At 64.1% G+C, this 14,463-nt stretch carries 14 protein-coding genes; 7 read left to right on the forward strand and 7 right to left on the reverse strand.

Annotated features, from left to right (window positions below; translation table 11 throughout):
- Window positions 1-644: 644 nt before the first annotated feature.
- Both ACFQE0_RS08850 and ACFQE0_RS08855 read right to left on the reverse strand, forming a co-directional pair.
- Window positions 645-2,105 (reverse strand): M48 family metalloprotease, encoded by a 1,461-nt coding sequence (locus ACFQE0_RS08850; RefSeq protein WP_059410299.1) that lies wholly within the window; start codon window positions 2,103-2,105, stop codon window positions 645-647.
- Between the two features lie 18 nt (window positions 2,106-2,123).
- Window positions 2,124-2,693, reverse strand: a complete 570-nt coding sequence (locus ACFQE0_RS08855; protein WP_059410300.1) for a LemA family protein — start codon at window positions 2,691-2,693, stop codon at window positions 2,124-2,126.
- Between the two features lie 147 nt (window positions 2,694-2,840).
- Here ACFQE0_RS08855 and ACFQE0_RS08860 point away from each other — a divergent pair, with 147 nt between their 5' ends.
- The 6 genes from ACFQE0_RS08860 (at window position 2,841) to ACFQE0_RS08885 (ending at window position 8,041) form a co-directional block, all read left to right on the forward strand.
- Complete coding sequence (locus tag ACFQE0_RS08860) at window positions 2,841-3,509, forward strand: PspA/IM30 family protein (protein WP_059410301.1); 669 nt, start codon at window positions 2,841-2,843, stop codon at window positions 3,507-3,509.
- The gene (locus ACFQE0_RS08865; protein ID WP_378968857.1) at window positions 3,509-3,793 is read left to right on the forward strand and encodes a hypothetical protein; all 285 of its coding nucleotides are present in this window, start codon (window positions 3,509-3,511) and stop codon (window positions 3,791-3,793) included. Before ACFQE0_RS08860 ends, ACFQE0_RS08865 begins: the two co-directional genes overlap by 1 nt.
- A 30-nt stretch (window positions 3,794-3,823) precedes the next feature.
- Window positions 3,824-5,067 (forward strand): IS3 family transposase gene (locus tag ACFQE0_RS08870; protein ID WP_091994892.1). Its coding sequence is split into 2 segments (ribosomal slippage): window positions 3,824-4,148 and window positions 4,148-5,067, totalling 1,245 coding nucleotides; the frame shifts between segments, so codons are not numbered across the junction.
- 142 nt (window positions 5,068-5,209) lie between these two features.
- Complete coding sequence (locus ACFQE0_RS08875) at window positions 5,210-5,734, forward strand: hypothetical protein (protein WP_059410302.1); 525 nt, start codon at window positions 5,210-5,212, stop codon at window positions 5,732-5,734.
- 486 nt (window positions 5,735-6,220) lie between these two features.
- Window positions 6,221-7,386 (forward strand): IS3 family transposase gene (locus tag ACFQE0_RS08880; RefSeq protein ID WP_089231777.1). Its coding sequence is split into 2 segments (ribosomal slippage): window positions 6,221-6,485 and window positions 6,485-7,386, totalling 1,167 coding nucleotides; the frame shifts between segments, so codons are not numbered across the junction.
- Between the two features lie 148 nt (window positions 7,387-7,534).
- Window positions 7,535-8,041, forward strand: coding sequence for a YkgB family protein (locus ACFQE0_RS08885; RefSeq protein WP_043388180.1), 507 nt, complete (start codon window positions 7,535-7,537; stop codon window positions 8,039-8,041).
- A gap of 109 nt (window positions 8,042-8,150) precedes the next feature.
- Here ACFQE0_RS08885 and ACFQE0_RS08890 read toward each other — a convergent pair whose 3' ends face one another.
- Together ACFQE0_RS08890 and ACFQE0_RS08895 are read right to left on the reverse strand one after the other, a co-directional pair.
- A complete protein-coding gene (locus ACFQE0_RS08890; RefSeq protein WP_043388181.1) occupies window positions 8,151-9,125 on the reverse strand; it encodes a helix-turn-helix domain-containing protein in 975 nt (324 codons plus the stop codon).
- A 165-nt stretch (window positions 9,126-9,290) separates the two neighbouring features.
- Window positions 9,291-10,634 (reverse strand): IS1380 family transposase, encoded by a 1,344-nt coding sequence (locus ACFQE0_RS08895; RefSeq protein WP_378968723.1) that lies wholly within the window; start codon window positions 10,632-10,634, stop codon window positions 9,291-9,293.
- Window positions 10,635-11,715: 1,081 nt separating this feature from the next.
- Between ACFQE0_RS08895 and ACFQE0_RS08900 the strand changes: the two genes are divergently transcribed.
- Window positions 11,716-12,090: a hypothetical protein gene (locus ACFQE0_RS08900; protein WP_378968860.1), complete on the forward strand. Its 375-nt coding sequence runs from the start codon at window positions 11,716-11,718 to the stop codon at window positions 12,088-12,090.
- Between the two features lie 31 nt (window positions 12,091-12,121).
- On the opposite strand, the gene ACFQE0_RS08905 is transcribed toward ACFQE0_RS08900, so the two are convergent.
- The 3 genes from ACFQE0_RS08905 to ACFQE0_RS08915 form a co-directional block, all read right to left on the reverse strand.
- A protein-coding gene (locus tag ACFQE0_RS08905; protein ID WP_089231777.1) for an IS3 family transposase occupies window positions 12,122-13,287 on the reverse strand; the annotation gives its coding sequence in 2 pieces (ribosomal slippage) (window positions 12,122-13,023 and window positions 13,023-13,287; 1,167 coding nt in all).
- 59 nt (window positions 13,288-13,346) lie between these two features.
- Complete coding sequence (locus ACFQE0_RS08910; RefSeq protein WP_378968862.1) at window positions 13,347-13,919, reverse strand: CHAT domain-containing protein; 573 nt, start codon at window positions 13,917-13,919, stop codon at window positions 13,347-13,349.
- Window positions 13,920-14,064: 145 nt separating this feature from the next.
- Window positions 14,065-14,355, reverse strand: coding sequence for a hypothetical protein (locus ACFQE0_RS08915; RefSeq protein WP_139239598.1), 291 nt, complete (start codon window positions 14,353-14,355; stop codon window positions 14,065-14,067).
- Window positions 14,356-14,463: the final 108 nt, after the last annotated feature.

Consider the following 14,463-nt stretch of genomic DNA (forward strand, 5'->3'; position numbering starts at 1 on the left):
ACGTCGTCAGCCACCATCATGCCGCCGGCCTTCGAGCCGCGGCCGGAGGAGCGTTGCGCCCCGACCGCCTCGACCCGCACTTCCGGCCGCCCGATCCAGACCGAGACCCGCCGGCCATCGCTCCGACCACCCCGTGCTGGCCGTCGGCCTGTCCCGGCGGATCACCCCGCCATCTCCGCCGAGCCCCTCGCCGGCCATCGCGCTCGCCCGCGCCATCAGGCCGGATCGCTCAATCCCCATAGCCGACTGCCTCGGTCTCCGCGGGTTCGTTCCTCGGAGACTTTCGTACGCCTGCCGGCGCCCGAAACTCTTCACGAAAGCCGACTGGCTGATTTCGGCACCGCGAGGCGCTAAACCGGACATCGCAGCATTCTTGCTACAGGCGTCTGTGACGCGCGTTTTGCCGACGTTTGAATAGCCGACACGGTTCTCCGACGCGGTTGCAATCGTTTTGGTCGACCGAGCATGCGTGGTCAGTGATCGTCGGGAAAACGTTCGTTTTTTGTACATAACGGTCGAAACAGCTGAATGACCGCTCCGGGTGGTTTCCTGCCTGTCCGCTTACGAGGACCGACGCAACCAAACCGGACCTGCAAACAGATCGTGCTGTTTGGCTGGTCGTGCGCTCGACCGTGCTGGATGAGTTAACGACCAACTTCTTTGTTCCGAATGATCTTAGTCGATGCAAAGGTGCCATCCGGTGCGTCGGCCATCATAGTCAACATCGCGCCAAACGGCCCAGCATGCTCGCTTTGTACGGAGAGGAACGCGCTCAACTCTTTCGGATCGCACTTTCGAGCCAGATGTGGAACGTTAGCCATTGAGGCGATCGCCCCAATATTGCAGGCCATACCCTTGGCTGCAGCCGCGAGGAACACGTTGAAGGGCTGCGGATCGAAGATCTCGATCAATACGGCTGGGCGGTCGAGGCGCTTGGCGTTGCAACACAGGATTGCTGCCACCGCCAAGATGACGCCGTAGCTCATGTTGCGGGTCAGGCCGAGCCAATTCCTTGTGTCGTCGGTGGCAACGCGACGGAGGGCGCTCATCGCTCGGAACGCCTCGCGCCGGCCGGGGCTGACAAATGCGTCGCACAGATGGTCGGCCGGTCGGCGCAGTGCATCCGGGCGCGTGTCGCGCCGCGCAGGTGCAATGAGTGCCATCGACCCGGTCATCGCGATGATCGCATTCACGCGCTCATCCATCCTCGGGTGTGTCGCCAGTCCGCCCTCGGCCGCGCCGTCGATCATCATCGCGTCTTGACCGGACGGAAGCCCAGCAATCGCGCTGTGGCCGTGCACCTTCCGCAAGGCCGAGATGAGGGCGGCCGGGTTTTGCGTAGCCTCCACGGCGACTGCGTCGGCGATAAACTCCCGGGATGAGGAGATCAGAAGCCGAACGAGCCGGCCCGCCTTCAGCGCCGACTGGGCGACGAAGCTGACGATCAGCACGAACACGAGGATCGGCGGAAACCACAACGTCAGGATCGGGAGACCCACGAGTTCCTTAAGCGGAGTGGTTTCCTTCATCCGCGGCGTAATCAACAGATCGAGCAGGCGCAGGCACACGTTGGCGGCCGCCATCAGGCGGATGTCGCCATTGCGGATGTGCGCGAGTTCGTGCGCGACCACTCCCGCCAGTTCGTCGTCGTCGAGACCATCGATGAGCCCACGGGTCACCACGACGACCGCGTCCTTGCGTCGGATGCCGCAGGCGAACGCATTCAGCGCACTTGAACGGATCACGCCGACATAAGGTACCGGCAATCCCATACTGAGCGCCAGCGGTTCGACGATGCGGCACAGGCGCGGCTCGTCCTGCTCGTCGACGAACGTGAACGCCATGACCCTGCGCACTGCGTGAACGTGCCAGAGCAGTAGCGCAACGAACAGGATGATGCCGGCGAGCGTCACCAGAACCAGGTAGCGGCTCGCGTAGCCGACCCAGGTGAAGACCGGCGCATGCTCTGGATCGAGGGCGGCAAGCGGCAAGTAGAGCGCTAGTACGGCTCCAACATGGAAAGCGGCGAGAAAGCCGGCGAACAGGACCAGCGAACGCCGGTCATTCGCGGCGATCCAGCCGAACAGGCCGTTGACGCGCAGCATATGGATCTCGCAGGCAAGTCAGAACTTGAAGGCGACAGGTTCGTCGATGAGGACGCGCTCGATGCCAAGGTCGAATGGCTTGCGCAGCTGCATCTTCCAGAGCCGCGCGATGAGGCTGCCGGGGAACTGACGCAGCGTCGCCCCATACTCGCCGACAGAGAGGTTGTAGAAGCGGCGCGACGCCGTGATGCGGTTCTCGGCGGCGACAAACTCGTCGCGCAGCGCCGTGAAGTGGCTCGATGCCTTCAACTCGGGATAGCGCTCGGCCGCCCCGATCAGGGCATTGATGGTCTGTGTTAGGTTCTTCTCAGCCTCAAGGCGTGCCTCGGGCTGGATCGCCGCGAGGGCGGCGGTGCGGGCCTGGATGACGCTGAGCAGGACATCGTGCTCGTGCTTGGCATAGCCTCTGACCGTCTCGACCAGCCCGGGGATCAGGTTCTGCCGGTGCTTGAGGTGCGCATCGATGTCGGCGAAAGCCGTCTCGCAACGCTGATCAAGCGCCACGAGCCGGTTCCGTGTCGCTACGACGATGTAGAACGGAGCGGCGGCCAGCGCGATGGCCAGCAGGACGAGACTGGTATCAATCATAAGGGCAAGCCTCTCCCCAACACACGTGCCAGGATAGAGGCGCCGGGTATAGAAACTGTTTATCTCACCGATAATTACTGTTCGGTATTAATTTAAATTCAATGGGCGACAGGCGATCCTGCTTCATGGATGCTGTTGAGGTGAGCCATGTCTGAATCCATCTTTTCACGGATATCGCGGATTTTATCGGCCTCTGTCGAGGACGCGATCGACAGGCTGGAAGCCGCAGGTGGCCCGGCTGTGATGCGCGAAGCCGTCCGTGAAGCGGAGCGGGCCATCGATCAGGCGAAGGCGGAACTCGAAAGCATCACGGTGCGTCGGCTGCAGGCAGCGCGCCAGCAACAGCTGCTCGCGAAACGCATCGAGGATCTGGGTGGTAAAGCCGCCTTCGCCGTCGATGAGGGCCGAGAGGATCTCGCCGAGGCGGCCCTGTCCCGGCAGATCGACTTTGAGACCCAAGCCAGGGCGCTCGATGATGTGCAGGCGCAGGTTCGGGTTGAGGAGGCAGAACTGGAGGCCGGCCTCGCGGCACTGGTGGCGCGCAAGGGGCAGATGGAGGAAGCGCTTGCCGCCTTCGAGGTCTCCAAAGGCGAGGCGGGGAATGGCTCCGGTTCCATGCGTCGTGAACACACGCCCGGTCAGCGGCTCGACGTTGCGGAGAAGGCGTTCGAGCGCGCCATGAAGGGTGTGGGCGGCGTCGGCTTCACACCGGCTGAAGCAGGGACGATCCACCGGGTTGCGGAGATCGACGCATTGCAGAAGAGCGCGGCCGTCGCCCAGCGGCTGGCTGCGCTCAAGGCAGGGCGGGCAGCCTGATGATCCGCAAGCCGACCGAAGTCTGGGGACGCGAGAGCGCAGTCGTCACCGGGGCACGATCCGCGGCCGTCGCCGGTGCTGCGGCGGCCAGAGCTGGCACGTACTATATGCGCGGCCTGATCTGCTGGAGTTTTGCCCTGCTTTGGGGCTTCGCGGCGCTAGCCGGCGGCCTCCTCGCTGGCAGCCTGCCGACGTTGCTCGGCGTCGGCGCCATGGCAGCCTTCATGGCTTGGTCCGGCAAACGGTTGTCCTCCGCCTCCCGGTTGCTTGAGACACCCCGTTAGCGGACGGTCGCCGCGACAGGGGTGAGGATGATGAGCACGGATACGAGGGCAGATGCAGGCGCAGTCGGTCCTGGTCGCGGCGGGCGCATGTCCCGGCAGCGCAAACGGGATGCAGTGCTGCGGCTGCTACGCGGCGAGGACCTGGAGAGCGTCTCGCGCAGTCTGGGCGTGACCGCCGCGACCCTGTCGGGCTGGCGCGACGCGTTCCTGACGGCGGGCGAAGCGAGCTTGGCGACCCGGCCCCTTGATGCGGACGCGCTGGAGAGCGGGCGGCTGAAGGCCAAGCTCGGTGAGATGCTGATCGAGCGCGAGTTGCTGGAGGCCAAGATCGCCGCCCTGGAGGCGCGCGGCCCCGGCCCTTTGGCCCGCAGGCGGTCGCGGCCATGAGCCGGGCCGTCTCGCCTGCCAGCGGCAAAGTTTACGGACTGGCCCGGGTGTGCCGGATCTGGCGCGTGTCGCGCGCTACCGTCCACCGGCACCTCTCACCCGCCCGGCTCGTGCCGTCGCGGCGTCCCGGCCCAGTCGGGCCGATGCCGGATGCGGCGCTGCTCACGCAGATCCGCGCCATCATCACGGACTGCCCCTTCCACGGCGAGGGTCACCGCAAGGTCTGGGCGCGGCTGCGCCTCAAGGGCGTGCGCACCTCCAAACGCCGCGTGCTGCGCCTGATGCGCGCCCATGATCTGCTCGCCCCCTCTCGCGTCGGCACACCGCGCGGCCCGCGCAATCACGACGGCACCATCATCCCGGAGAGGGTGGACACGATGTGGGGCACGGACTTGACCACCACCTGGACGGCTGAGGGACAGGTCGCGGTGTTCGTGGCCGTCGACCACTGCTCGGCCGAGTGCGTGGGCATCCATGCGGCGCGTCGGGCCACACGGTTCGAGGCGCTGGAGCCGATCCGCCAGGGTGTGCGGCAGCGCTTCGGCGGCTTTACGGCCGAGATCGCCTCCGGCCTGAGTGTCCGGCACGACCACGGCAGCCAGTACATGTCGGACGATTTCCAGGCGGAGCTGGCGTTCCTGGGTATCGCGAGTTCGCCCGCCTTCGTGCGCGCACCGGAAGGAAACGGCTGCGCCGAGCGCTTCATCCGCACGCTCAAGGAGAACCTGCTGTGGGTGGAGCACTTCGACACGGTCGAGGACCTGCGTCGCGCGCTGCTGGCGTTTCGCGACCTCTACAATGAGACGTGGCTGATCGAGCGGCACGGGTTCCGACCCCCAGCCGCCGTTCGTGCCGCGCAGCTTCCACCCGCGGCCTTGGCCGCGTAGGCTTCAGATCGGTGTCTCACAATCCGCGGGCGGTACAGTTGTTCGCTAAAGCGCGGGGCTAACGTCCCGTCCTCGCTGAAATGTTTAAGTCCCGCTTACGCACCACAGCTGCACGCATCGCACAGCTATCGGAGGCAGACAGATGGTTCGGACCCTCCTGTTCCTTGCCGCCCTAACGTTCACGCTCGTAGGTCCTCTGGTGTACGCAGGACCACAGCTCGCGAGCGATCTGCAAGTCGGCGGACGCTGGGTACTGGTCGACGACCTGGCGATCAAGGAGTCGAAATGCACGCGCTGGTACTATCTCGTGTCGACGTGCCACATCGAGTACGTTGCTCGACGTGATCCAAGCCGCGTCGGCGGGACGCTCAACTATCTCGTGTTTGGCAGTTGGTCCGGTGAACGTGCACGCCTGCTGCGCGCGACCATGGATCCTAGTCGGATCGGGACCACGCTCGGGATAGAGCACATGCAGCAGCGGATCATCTCGTTTGGCGCTTTTGTGTTGATGCTGACCGCCTTCCTGCTGACGATCATCCGATCCGGCTTTTCAATCTCGCGGACAAGCAAGCCTCCTGTAGCCGACCTGAAGGTTGAGGAGCCTGCGCTGGCCACTGGCGTCCGAGCCTTTGGCCGAAGGCAGGACGGACGTGCCAAGCTAACGTGATTGCAAGCCCCTGCGACAAGCTGAGGAGAGCAGGCTCGGGTGAAGCCTCTTGGGTCCGAACCGTAGATCCGACGGTTTGAAGGTGGAGTCAGCCACGACTCGTCGTGCTGAAGTGGGTCGCTATAGGGATCCTACTGGTTGGTCGGCCCATAAAATTGCAGAGCGTAAGGCCTGAGTCGATCTAACATTGACGCACCACGAAGGATGCTCCCGCCACCTGATCGCTCGAAATCTGCTATTCTGCATTCGAGCAATCGCAGTCATCCGCGGCCATAGATTCCGAAGTCCGCTTTTAGCCGGATGAAGCACGAGCCTGGGTGACCGGTTTGGGTCGGCAGCGGATCCTTAAGGGCCGATCCGCACGTCCCCGAAGGTCTCACGGACGCGATCCAGAATGCCCACGTCTTCCGTCTCGACCTCACACTGATCCGCCCCCAATGAAGTGGTCCGCCCTTTGGTATGGCTTTGAGCCTGGAGGACGGATCGATGTCGAGGAAGCGACCCAAGCCTGAGGAGATCGTCGCCAAGCTGCGGCAGGCGGACGTGCTGGTCGGGCAAGGCCAGAGCGTGGCGGAGGCGATCCGCGCGATCGGCGTGAGTGAGGTGACCTACTACCGCTGGCGGCGTGAGTACGGCGGCCTGAAGTCGGATCAGGTCCGGCGGATGAAGGATCTGGAGACGGAGAACCAGCGGCTCAGAAAAGCCATCGCCGATCTCACCCTGGACAAGCTGATCCTGCAGGAAGCCGCCCGGGGAAACTGACCAGCCCCGCGCGCCGACGCGCCTGCATCGAGCATGTCCGGACCGTGCTGAAGGTCTCCGAGCGTCGGGCCTGCAAGGCACTCGGGCAGCATCGCTCGACACAGCGCAAGGCGCCGCGGGGCAAAGATGACGAGGCGGCGCTCGTCGCCGAGCTGATCGAATTTGCCCGTAGCTACGGGCGCTACGGCTATCGGAAGGTCGCCGCCCTACTGCGGGCGGACGGCTGGCTGGTCAACGACAAGCGGGTCGAGCGCCTATGGCGGCAGGAGGGGCTGAAGGTCCCGGCCCGCCAGCCCAAGCGCGCACGGCTGTGGGACGGGGATGGTTCCTGTATCCGGCTGCGCCCGGAGCACCGCAATCACGTCTGGTCCTACGACTTCGTCGAGACGCGCACCCACGACGGGCGCAAGTTCCGGATGCTCAACGTCCTCGACGAGTTCAGCCGCGAGTGCCTGGCCATCCGAGTGGATCGCAAGCTCAAGGCGGCCGACGTGATCGATGTGCTGTCCGACCTGTTCATCCTGCGCGGCGTGCCGGCGCACATTCGGTCAGACAATGGTCCGGAGTTCATCGCCAAGTCGGTGCAGTCCTGGATTGCGGCCGTTGGCGCAAGGACGGCCTACATCACCCCTGGTTCGCCGTGGGAGAACGGATATGTCGAGAGCTTCAACGCACAGATACGCAACGAGCTGCTGAATGGCGAGATTTTTTACACGCTCAAGGAGGCGCAGATCATGATCGAGGGCTGGCGACGGCACTACAATACGGTTCGGCCGCATGGCGCATTGGGCTACCGGCCGCCAGCGCCAGAGGTGTTCGTGCCAGCTATAGCCGCTAGGCCGGCTGCACCGGCCAAGCTCGCCGTGGTCCAGCGACCAACCCTGCACTAACTTTGACCTTGGACCACCTCGTGGGGGCCGATCAGCCTAGTCACTCCATCACCCCTCCACCTGTCGAACAGGTCCGACCGACGACAGCAATCGCGCGCTGCGTTCCCGCACACCTGTCTCGTGCAACATGACCCGAAAGGATTTCGCCATGACTACCACCACTCCGCATCAGTCCTGGTTCGTGACCGCCGAAGGCCCCGCCGGATTGAGATCCAGTCTCTCGCCGCTGCGCTGGTCGCTGGTCGTCATCTTTCTCTGGTTCGGCTTCATGAAGTTCACGGCCTATGAGGCTGGCGGGATTGCCCCGTTCGTGGCGAATAGCCCCATCATGGGCTGGTTGCACGACGTCTTCGGCATTCAGGGAACAAGCCGTGTGATCGGCATCTTGGAGCTGTCGACCGCGATCGCGCTCGCAGTCGGCGCCTTCGTTCCAGTGGTTTCGGCCCTGGGTGCCGCGATGTCGATCACGACGTACCTGATAACACTGACGTTCTTTGTGACCACCCCCGGCGTGGCCGAGCACACCGCCGGTGGATTTCCCGCAATCTCCGCGATGCCCGGACAGTTCCTCCTCAAGGATCTCGTCCTGCTGGCGGCGTCGATAACGCTGCTGCTGGCATCCGTGCGACGGCCCGACGGTCGGCCGCGCGGCTGACGTCACGATCTCGATCCACCTTACGATCGTCGGATCGGTGAAACGACAGACGATAGGGGGCAGCCTCGCTACGGTTGCCCCCGCACAGATCTACTGTCCAACCCCGATCTTATGGATCGGGGTTGTAAACTTCGCCTTCTTGTATCGCCTTTCGATTTCGATACTCGCTCGGATCGATCAGGTACGTCTTCTTGAAGGCTCTCGAGAAGCTGCTGCGGTTCCGATACCCGACAGCTTGAGCGATCTGATCGATCGGCAGTACGTTCGTGGACAGAAGTGCCGCCGCGTGTCGTATGCGCAGCTGCCTGAGCGTCGACATCGGCGAAGTGCCGAAGGCCTTGGTGAAGCGAGCCAGGAAGGCGGATCTGCTCAGACCGGCGACATGGGCGAGGGACGATACGGTATGGTCCGCCGCTGGTCGCGCGGCCATTTCGGAGAAGGCCCGCGAGATCTGCGGATCGCTGAGCAACGAGAACCGCTCCGCCCAAACTTGCTGCGAGACGAGCGATCTCCGGAATATCGCAATGAGAACAAGCTTGAGCAGGCCTGCGGCCATTGCTCCGGTGCCGACCTCCTGTGCGGCGAGCTCGTCGACCGCCTCACGAAATTTGTGGTCGATTTGATCGATTTCGTCGAAGTATTCGACGATGGGCACCCGAAGCGTGTCGAAGACGTCGATCGATGTGCCATACAGCGCCCGAAAGTAACCGCAGACGAGGACGAGGTGGGCCGCACTCGGGCCGGCTGTGAAGCGTCGGACCGATCCGGGCGCCGAACTCAGAGGCCCCCGGTTGACGGTTCGCATGGGTAATGCGCCGGGGGTTTCGAGGGCGAACGCCGTGTGCCTCGGAAGAATGACGAGGGTGTGCGGCCGAAGATCGATGGGCGCACTCCTGCTCGTGATGAGCGTGCCTCGACCGGCTATGTTGTAATGGATGCTCGGTGCATCGGTGCCGGCCAACTCGAGGCGCCAGCCGGATGCGACGAGGCACTCCACCAACTTGACGAAGCTCACTTCAAGTACGTCGATGGCCGCATCGACGGTGTGTCGTGAAATCGTAGCTGGCACAATAGGAACTTTCAATTCTCCGTACCTAGCCCGACTTATTCATTGGGCTTCGGCGGACGGTGCGTTTTGGGCTGATGGCGAGCGGGATCGCACGTCTGTTCTGACGCGTGTGGATCTGGAGTGTTCTGTCGGCGCTGGAGGGATGGAAGCGGGTTCGTCGGGGCGTCACAGCCCCGTGGTTCAGGCCGGGGCCGGAGCAAACGCGGTCGCGAGGTGGCGTAGCAGGTCGGCCTCGGGACAGGCGGCAGCGAAGGCAAGACGGACACGGGCAGCGGTCTCGCGGATGCGGGCCCCGAGCTTGAGTAACCGCAGCCGGATCGTCGCGAACTCGGCTCTGGCGAGACGATGGGTCTTCGGGATGGCGTCGCGGACGGTCAGCATCAGCCAGTAAGCCGCCGTGTGCAGCACGAGCCGCATCTGGTTGGCGGCAGGGTTCCGGCAGGAGGTGCGGTCGGAGGCCAACTGCGTTTTGTGGAGTTTGATCAGGTTCTCGGCCTGACCGCGGGCGCAGTAGAGGTCGGCGTAGAGCCATTCGGGCGTGCCGGTGGTGATGTTCGTGACCACGTAGCGGATGTCGAGGCCGAGCCGCGTGGCCTCGATGCGGGCAGCGACGCGGCGTTGCTGTCGCCAGGACTTGGCCGCGTGCGTGGTCTCGGCAAAGCCGCGCACCGCATCCTTGTCGTCGATGGCCCGCGCCACCCGGATAGGGTCGGCGGTGTCCTCGACCTTGGCGGCGAGCGCCTTGGTGCCGGTCAGGCCGAAGACGTAGGTGACCCCATTATCCTCGCACCAGTCCATCGCCTCCGGCCGGCCGTAATGGCCGTCACCCCGGATGGTGATCGCGGTGTTCGGCCAGTGGCGGCGGATCGCCCGGACGAGCCGACGCAGATGGCCCCGCACCTCGCGACCCGAGGGCGTCTTGCCCGGGCGCAGGATCATCGCGACGGGACGGCTGGTGGCGGTGTCGTAGACGTGGATCGGCAGAAAGCAGCGCTCAGCGTGATGAGCGTTGAACAGCGACAGTTGCTGCTGGCCGTGCACCACATCACAGGTGTCGTCGATGTCGAGAGTAACGGCGGCTGGCGGCACGGCGTAACTGGCGCAGTAGAGGTCGACCAGCACCCGCCCGAGCCGGATGAGGTCGCGCAGGCCCGGCGTGTTCTCCAGCCGCGAGACGGTGGGTTGGCTCATCAGGTCCGCGCCGCTGTCGGGCAGGCGGCCGCAGGCGAGCTTGAAGGCTGGATCGGCGCGCAGATGGTCGAGGTCATCGGCATCCTCGTACCCGCAGGCGATGGCCAGGATGCGTGCCAGCAGGATCTCGGGCAACGGATGCAGAACCCGGCTCGGATCACGCCGGTCCGGGATCACCGCGGCGAGCTTCTCGGCGATGCCCAACCGTCGGGCAGCCTGGGCGAGCAGCAGGACGCCGCCGTCCGAGGTCAGGCGTCCGCCGTCAAACGCAGCTGTGAGCTTCTTGCCCCAGACGGATGGAAACGCGAACGGGAGACACGTAGGATCGGACATGGCGGGCGTGGCGGGCTCGATGCGGTCTGAAGGCTTGGCAACAGCACCCAATCCCTAAGCCATATCAATGGCCTACGCTACGCTCGCCACCTCAGATCCACTGCCCTCATGAATAAGACGGGCTAGCACAGTGAAAGCCGGAACTCGGGAGGCGAGCCGCTCCGCGCGGCCGCGCCAGATCTCCACGGCGGCCGAACTGCAGTAGAGTGTCGCCACGGCCGAACCATATAGGATCCGCAGCGTAACTGACGCGTAGAAGGCCGGAACCAGGCAGAGGACACACCAGAATATCGCGCCGACGAACGCAACGCCTAGGCGGATCGAACGACCCTCGAAGGAGCGGACGCCGCTCCAGATCAATCCATAAGCGGCCTGAACGAGCACGTTGGCCAGCCCGATGGAAAGCAGGTCAGGGACTTGGTCGCGTAGAGCGATGCCGACGGAACCGATGGCGCCAATGAGATGTGCCGCTCCCCAGAGGCTCAGAGAGCGGGATCCCTGCGACTCACGCCCCGCTACCAGAAGTAACGTGCCAACCAGGAAAGTTGTCGCAGAGCTGGCGATCAGCAAGGTGGCCGGATCAAGGTACATGGAAGTCGCCAACACTTAGTCTGAACAGGTGCGCGTCTATGCACTTCATTTCACTTCCGAGCCGATGAGATCGCTGACGCTCCGCTTCAACTATCAGTATAGCATGTCTTGATTGTGGCAGTAGACCGGCTCGCTCCGAAGCGCTGCATCGCGGAGGTGGACGTTTGCCGCTGCTCAGCCGACCGCCTCGCTGATCCATAATGAGTCTGGGCAGTATGTTTCCGCCTGATCTGGTTTGGATGGCCTGCGCGCCAAGTGCAAATCCGAAGCAGCCCTATGCGATTGAAGGATATTGCTCGGTACCTTGAGTATGATGGCTCTTAATATTGACTTTAATATTCATTCTTTGCAATCGCTGTTTGGCAATCATAACGATATGGGCGTTTTAATTCATAATGTGTCGAGGCGATTTTGCCAGCTATCCTTAAGGGTAGCGCAACGGATGCCGGTGCAGGGACCGGCGCATCAACTCGGTATTTGGCAGTTCCTGATGCGTATCTCCCTGGCCCATAAACTCGTGGCCGTGATCAGCCTGCTCGGCCTCGTCGCCGCCGGCATCTCCGGCTTTGCCCTCCGCCAAGCCGATCAGGAGCAGCAGCGCGCAGCAGCGACCGAAGCGGCCTGGAACGCCGGCCTGCAGGCGCGGACCTTGGCCCAGGCCATCGAGCACGCAGTGGTGCAGGCCACCGCGGTCTACACCGCCGAAGACACCCAGGAGGCCAAAGCCCGGCTCGCCGGGCTCCAGAGCGCCCTCACCGATGTGGAACAGGCGCGCGGTCCCTTTCTCACTGCCATGGACGCGCAACTCTCGCCCGAGCGCAAGCGCAAGCTCGACCTCGCAGTGAAGGAGTTCATCGCCTATTGATCGGCCCCCACGAGGTGGTCCAAGGTCAAAGTTAGTGCAGGGTTGGTCGCTGGACCACGGCGAGCTTGGCCGGTGCAGCCGGCCTAGCGGCTATAGCTGGCACGAACACCTCTGGCGCTGGCGGCCGGTAGCCCAATGCGCCATGCGGCCGAACCGTATTGTAGTGCCGTCGCCAGCCCTCGATCATGATCTGCGCCTCCTTGAGCGTGTAAAAAATCTCGCCATTCAGCAGCTCGTTGCGTATCTGTGCGTTGAAGCTCTCGACATATCCGTTCTCCCACGGCGAACCAGGGGTGATGTAGGCCGTCCTTGCGCCAACGGCCGCAATCCAGGACTGCACCGACTTGGCGATGAACTCCGGACCATTGTCTGACCGAATGTGCGCCGGCACGCCGCGCAGGATGAACAGGTCGGACAGCACATCGATCACGTCGGCCGCCTTGAGCTTGCGATCCACTCGGATGGCCAGGCACTCGCGGCTGAACTCGTCGAGGACGTTGAGCATCCGGAACTTGCGCCCGTCGTGGGTGCGCGTCTCGACGAAGTCGTAGGACCAGACGTGATTGCGGTGCTCCGGGCGCAGCCGGATACAGGAACCATCCCCGTCCCACAGCCGTGCGCGCTTGGGCTGGCGGGCCGGGACCTTCAGCCCCTCCTGCCGCCATAGGCGCTCGACCCGCTTGTCGTTGACCAGCCAGCCGTCCGCCCGCAGTAGGGCGGCGACCTTCCGATAGCCGTAGCGCCCGTAGCTACGGGCAAATTCGATCAGCTCGGCGACGAGCGCCGCCTCGTCATCTTTGCCCCGCGGCGCCTTGCGCTGTGTCGAGCGATGCTGCCCGAGTGCCTTGCAGGCCCGACGCTCGGAGACCTTCAGCACGGTCCGGACATGCTCGATGCAGGCGCGTCGGCGCGCGGGGCTGGTCAGTTTCCCCGGGCGGCTTCCTGCAGGATCAGCTTGTCCAGGGTGAGATCGGCGATGGCTTTTCTGAGCCGCTGGTTCTCCGTCTCCAGATCCTTCATCCGCCGGACCTGATCCGACTTCAGGCCGCCGTACTCACGCCGCCAGCGGTAGTAGGTCACCTCACTCACGCCGATCGCGCGGATCGCCTCCGCCACGCTCTGGCCTTGCCCGACCAGCACGTCCGCCTGCCGCAGCTTGGCGACGATCTCCTCAGGCTTGGGTCGCTTCCTCGACATCGATCCGTCCTCCAGGCTCAAAGCCATACCAAAGGGCGGACCACTTCATTGGGGGCGGATCAGTCCTCGCCGACCCATCTGCTTGCGGCGCCGCTCTCGTCCTCGAGCACCATGAAACCGTCCCTTTCGGCGGTGGCGCTGCCGCCGTGGGCGACGATCACCACTGCGTCATAGGCATCCCGCTCGCCGAGAGCGCGCCTCAGCGAGCCGCGTGTGGCATGCGGAACCATGTTGCAGGTCGCCTGAGGTATCGCGTCGATCGCCTTCCGCAGTTCGCCGACTACCCGATCGTGGTCGAAATCGGGGTGATCGGTCGGGTTCGCGACCGCGACCAGGAAATGCCGGAAGCCGTGCGATCTGGCATCCTGGGTCGAACCGTCGTTGATCCAGCGAAATGGGATCCTCTCGCCTCCGGCGAGGTACCGATCCCCGTCGTGCAAAATCTCGAACGGAAGCAAGTGCATTTCCGGGGAAGCCGTACTGAACGCCAGAAGAACACGACTTGCGGCTCGCGCGCGTTCGAGCGCGGTCGGCATTGTCCTTCCAGGTCGGCCTGCAAGGAGCAGGTCGTAGAGCTGACGACCGAGCTCCATCGGCGACGCACGTTCCGCGCTTTGCCAAGCCTGGAGCATGGACGAGACTTGTTCCGGCAAGGGCCAAGAGAACGAGCCGAATCCGCTCGCCCCGACCGGAGAGTCTTGGATGTTCGAGAGGCCGCCTGTCGAAGCGAGCCGGTCGACGTTCGTCGCGATGAGCGTCGTGGTTTTCGTCAAGCGATCAGTCCCGGCTGCTCGTCTGAGACCAGGAAACGCTGAACCGCTCCTTGAGAGCGGCGATCCCCTCCGCCCGCACCCTCTCGCCGTCGTATCCCAACTGGCGGTAGAAGTTGGGCCGGAGTTGGAAATCCGCAGCCCGCCGGATGACGCTGGCCTGCTCGCCCAAACGCTGGAAGCGCGAAGCGAGCTTCAAGGCTGTATCCCAGTCGTCCGCGGCCATGGCAGTTCTGATCGCGGCCAGCTTGGTGTCCGACGAAAGCGTCTTAGGTGCTTTGCCCTTCGACGACGCCACGGCATCTCGTCTCTGATCCGTTGTCACGATATCGGCTCCTGAGCCTTCCGGCAGGCGGTCGGCGAAAGATCGGTGTCGGGAACGAACCGGTCGGATGCACTCATCGTC

It is taken from the genome of Methylobacterium komagatae, assembly GCF_042661665.1.
Lineage (GTDB): Bacteria > Pseudomonadota > Alphaproteobacteria > Rhizobiales > Beijerinckiaceae > Methylobacterium > Methylobacterium komagatae.